Here is a 4,374-nt window from a genome sequence, read left to right on the forward strand (position 1 = left end):
CCCACCGCTATCGCAGGCAAGCCAGCTCCCACGTTAGATTGCATTCACAGGTCGGTCAGTGGCGGCCTGGGTATTCTGTGTGAAGCTTATCCAGCAGCGCATCCTTGTCTTCCCACAACCGGTTGATCCACCCCTGGAACGCCAACCGATATTCCCCATCCTGCTCATAATTCTTGCCGATAAACACGGCTGGAATCTGCACTTCCTCAAAGTGCACCACCACGTCTTTCACATTCCCGCACAACAAATCCCAATACCCTGGACGCCCGGCCGGGTAGTGGATGGTCACGTTCACCAATGACTTGAGCTGCTCGCCCATGGCATCCAGCACAAACGCAATGCCACCGGCCTTGGGCTTGAGCAGGTAACGGAACGGCGATTTCTGCTGTGCGTGCTTGCCCGGCGTAAACCGCGTGCCTTCGGCAAAGTTGAAAATACCCACCGGGTTGTCGCGAAACTTCGCGCAGGTCTTGCGCGTGGTTTCCAGGTCTTTGCCTTTCTTCTCCGGGTGCTTCTCCAGATAAGCTTTGGTGTAGCGCTTCATAAACGGGAAGCCCAGCGCCCACCATGCCAGGCCAATCACCGGCACCCAGATCAGTTCCTGCTTGAGGAAGAACTTCAGCGGCCGAATCCGGCGATTGAGCACGTATTGCAGCACCATGATGTCGACCCAGCTCTGGTGGTTACTGGTCACCAGATATGAGTGCTGGTAGTCCAGGCCTTCAAGGCCAGTCAGGTGCCAGCGTGTGCGTCGCACCAGGTTCATCCAGCCCTTGTTGTTGGTCACCCAGGCTTCGTGGGTGTGGTTCATCAGCCATTCGCTGAAACGTTTGGCAAATGGCAGCGCCTTGAACAGCGCGACAACAAACAGGAACGAACACAGCAGGATCGTGTTCAGCGCCAACAACAAGGACGCGATTACCCCGCGTACGGCGGCAGGTAGAAAATCCAGCATTTAGATATCCATAGGTCGGTTGGCGGCTTGAATCGCCGTCAGGGCGATGGTGTACACGATGTCGTCCACTTGCGCACCGCGCGGCAGGTCGTTCACCGGTTTGCGCAAGCCTTGCAGCATGGGGCCCAGGCTTACGCAGTCGGCGCTGCGCTGCACGGCCTTGTGCGTGGTGTTGCCGGTGTTCAGGTCCGGGAACACAAACACCGTGGCTTTACCGGCGACCTGGCTGTTGGGCGCCAACTGCCTTGCCACGGTTTCATTGGCCGCGGCATCGTATTGCAATGGGCCGTCGATCAGCAGCGAGCTTTGCTGTTCGTGGGCGAGCAAGGTGGCTTCGCGGACTTTCTCCACTTCTTCGCCGCTGGCCGAATCACCGCTGGAATAGCTGATCATCGCCACCCGTGGCGTAATGCCGAAGGCAGCGGCGGAGTCGGCACTTTGCAGGGCGATTTCCGCCAGTTCCACGGCGCTTGGGTGCGGGTTCATCACGCAGTCGCCGTACACCAGCACCTGCTCGGGGAACAGCATAAAGAACACCGACGACACCAAGGTGCAGCCCGGCGCCGTTTTAATCAGCTGCAGGGCAGGGCGGATGGTGTTGGCGGTGGAGTGAATAACCCCGGAAACCAGGCCGTCCACTTCATCCAGCGCGAGCATCATGGTGGCGATCACCACCGTATCTTCCAATTGTTGCTCGGCCATCGGCGCGTTGAGGCTCTTGCTCTTGCGCAGTGCGACCATTGGCTCGACATAGCGCTGGCGAATCAGGTCCGGGTCGAGAATCTCCAGGCCTTCGGGCAATTCGATGCCGTGGGCGCGGGCGACGGCTTCCACGTCGGCAGGTTTGGCCAGCAGCACGCAGCGTGCAATGCCGCGGGCCTGGCAGATGGCGGCGGCCTGCACGGTCAACGGCTCGCTGCCCTCGGGCAACACGATGCGTTTGTTGGCGGCCTGGGCGCGCTGGATCAACTGATAGCGGAACACCGCGGGCGACAGGCGCATTTCCCGTGGCGTGCCGCAGCGTTGGTGCAGCCAGCGTGCATCGAGGTGGCTGGCGACGAAATCGGTGATGATCTCCGCGCGCTCGCGGTCATCAATCGGGATTTCTTTGTTCAGGCTGTTGAGCTGGTTGGCCGTGTCGTAGGAACCGGTGCTCACGGAAAGGACTGGCAGCCCGGCCTGGAAGGCGCCACGGCACAGGTCCATGATGCGCGGGTCGGGCAGGGTGTCGCTGGTCAGCAACAGGCCGGCCAAGGGGACGCCGTTGATCGCGGCGAGGCTGACGGCCAGGATGATGTCGTCACGGTCGCCCGGCGTTACCACCAGCACGCCCGGCTTTAGCAGCTCCACGGTGTTACGCATGGTGCGCGCGCAAATGATGATCTTGGTCATGCGCCGGGTTTCGTAGTCGCCGGCGTTGAGGATCTGTGCGCCCATCAGGTCGGCCACGTCGCGGGTGCGCGGGGCGTTGAGTTCGGGCTGGTAAGGGATGCACCCGAGCAGGCGGAAATCGCCGCTACGCAACAGGGGCGAGTGCTCCTTGAGGCGCGCCGAGAAGGCTTCCATGCTTTCGTCGGTGCGCACCTTGTTGAGGATCACGCCCAGCACTTTCGGGTCTTTGGGGCCGCCGAACAGTTGGGCCTGCAATTCCACGCGGCCCGATAGCTCGGTGAGCACTTCGTTTTCCGGTGCCGACACCAGGATCACTTCTGCGTCGAGGCTCTTGGCCAGGTGCAGGTTGACCCGCGCCGCATAGCTGGCGCTGCGGGTCGGCACCATGCCTTCGACGATCAGCACGTCTTTGCCCACGGCGGCTTGCTGGTACAGGGTGATGATTTCTTCGAGCAGCTCGTCGAGCTGGCCGTCGCCGAGCATGCGTTCCACATGGGCCAGGCCCAAGGGTTGTGGTGGCTTAAGGCCGTGGGTGCGCGCCACCAGTTCGGTGGAGCGCTCGGGGCCGGTGTCACCCGGATGTGGCTGGGCAATCGGTTTGAAGAAGCCGACTTTCAGCCCGGCCCGCTCAAGGGTGCGCACCAGCCCAAGGCTGATGGAGGTCAGACCCACACCAAAATCGGTGGGCGCGATAAAAAAAGTCTGCATGCGAATTCTCTGGAGGTGCATGGCTTCGGTGGCGCTCTATGGCTGAGCGCCTACCGGGAATCAGGCACCAAGGTTATCGTTATTCAGGCGCTTGCGCACACCAGCCGCACGTAAAGGGTTGGCCTATTTTTTCAAGACGTTGCGCGGTATCGAGTACCCAGGCGCGCGACTGCCATGGCGGCTGGTGGCGCAGGTGCTGGGTGTGGCCGCAAGACAGCTCGGCCACCCAATGGTTGTCCTCATCCTGATGGAAACCGATGATGAAGGATGCCGTTGATCGGTTCCGTCTGTCCGGGTTCTGTTCGCTTTCGGGCAAATCCTTGTTTAGACTTGTCCGTTCTTCATTCTTATGCAAAAGGTCTCGCCCCATGACGATCGCCGCTAACAAGGCTGTCTCCATCGACTATACCCTGACCAACGACGCTGGTGAGGTCATCGACAGCTCCGCCGGCGGCGCGCCGCTGGTCTACCTGCAAGGTGCAGGTAACATCATCCCGGGCCTGGAGAAGGCTCTGGAAGGCAAGAACGTCGGTGACGAACTGACTGTCGCCGTAGAACCTGAAGATGCTTACGGCGAATACTCCGCCGAACTGGTCAGCACCCTGAGCCGCAGCATGTTCGAAGGCGTTGATGAGCTGGAAGTGGGCATGCAGTTCCACGCATCCGCTCCGGACGGCCAGATGCAGATCGTCACCATCCGCGATCTGGACGGCGACGACGTGACTGTCGACGGCAACCACCCTCTGGCTGGTCAGCGCCTGAACTTCCAAGTGAAGATCGTTGCTATCCGCGACGCCTCCCAGGAAGAAGTGGCCCACGGCCACGTCCACGGTGAAGGCGGTCATCACCATTGATTGTGGTTTGATCAATAGGTAGCAAAAACGCCCCGACTGGTTCGGGGCGTTTTTTTTGCGCCCGAAAATACACTGCAGTTCAAGTGTGGGAGCGGGCTTGCCCGCGATGAGGGCGTGTCAGCCGCCTTATACATCACTGACCCACCGCAATCGCGGGCAAGCCCGCTCCCACATTTTTGATCTTATCGCGCACAAACAAAAATGCCCCGGACCTTTCGGTTCGGGGCATTTCTTAACTGTTACGCAACCTGAGTTACGTGGCAGTTGTTACCACTTAGGCTGCTGCAGCGACGTTCAGAGCCTTGATGTGGCCATTCAGGCGGCTCTTATGACGAGCGGCTTTGTTCTTGTGGATGATGCCTTTATCGGCCATACGGTCGATAACAGGCACAGCCATGTGGGAGCGGGCTTGCCCGCGATGGGGGCGTGTCAGCTGGCCTGTTCACCACTGACCCACCGCAATCG

The 4,374-nt window shown here is 60.4% G+C and carries 4 protein-coding genes and 1 pseudogene; 1 reads left to right on the top strand and 4 read right to left on the bottom strand.

What is annotated here, in order from left to right; translation table 11 throughout:
- Window positions 1–55 precede the first annotated feature (55 nt).
- The 3 genes from FEM54_RS25700 to FEM54_RS25710 all read right to left on the bottom strand — a co-directional run bounded on the left by FEM54_RS25700 (window position 56) and on the right by FEM54_RS25710 (window position 3,425).
- Complete coding sequence (locus FEM54_RS25700; protein ID WP_138453572.1) at window positions 56–955, bottom strand: acyltransferase; 900 nt, start codon at window positions 953–955, stop codon at window positions 56–58.
- Window positions 956–3,055 carry a phosphate acetyltransferase gene (gene pta / locus FEM54_RS25705; RefSeq protein ID WP_056859109.1) on the bottom strand — a complete coding sequence of 700 codons (2,100 nt, stop codon included), beginning with the start codon at window positions 3,053–3,055 and terminating at the stop codon, window positions 956–958.
- Between the two features lie 79 nt (window positions 3,056–3,134).
- Window positions 3,135–3,425, bottom strand: coding sequence for a DUF3565 domain-containing protein (locus tag FEM54_RS25710; RefSeq protein ID WP_017137610.1), 291 nt, complete (start codon window positions 3,423–3,425; stop codon window positions 3,135–3,137).
- On the opposite strand from FEM54_RS25710, the gene FEM54_RS25715 reads away from it, so the two are divergent.
- A complete protein-coding gene (locus tag FEM54_RS25715) occupies window positions 3,424–3,909 on the top strand; it encodes an FKBP-type peptidyl-prolyl cis-trans isomerase (protein WP_003188398.1) in 486 nt (161 codons plus the stop codon). The two genes, FEM54_RS25710 and FEM54_RS25715, sit on opposite strands and share 2 nt — an antisense overlap.
- 274 nt (window positions 3,910–4,183) lie before the next feature.
- Here the strand turns inward: FEM54_RS25715 and rpsT are convergent.
- Window positions 4,184–4,312, bottom strand: a pseudogene (rpsT, locus tag FEM54_RS25720) (30S ribosomal protein S20); the annotation flags it as partial.
- Between the last annotated feature and the right edge of the window lie 62 nt (window positions 4,313–4,374).

Origin of the sequence: Pseudomonas edaphica (assembly GCF_005863185.1) — a bacterium.
In the GTDB taxonomy this organism is placed as follows: domain Bacteria; phylum Pseudomonadota; class Gammaproteobacteria; order Pseudomonadales; family Pseudomonadaceae; genus Aquipseudomonas; species Aquipseudomonas edaphica.

Excerpts from the sequence above, each read along its gene's own strand:
- FEM54_RS25710 (WP_017137610.1), bottom strand. The coding sequence starts at position 3,425 with ATGGGGCGAGACCTTTTGCATAAGAATGAAGAACGGACAAGTCTAAAC.
- pta (WP_056859109.1), bottom strand. The coding sequence starts at position 3,055 with ATGCAGACTTTTTTTATCGCGCCCACCGATTTTGGTGTGGGTCTGACC.
- FEM54_RS25715 (WP_003188398.1), top strand. The coding sequence starts at position 3,424 with ATGACGATCGCCGCTAACAAGGCTGTCTCCATCGACTATACCCTGACC.
- FEM54_RS25700 (WP_138453572.1), bottom strand. The coding sequence starts at position 955 with ATGCTGGATTTTCTACCTGCCGCCGTACGCGGGGTAATCGCGTCCTTG.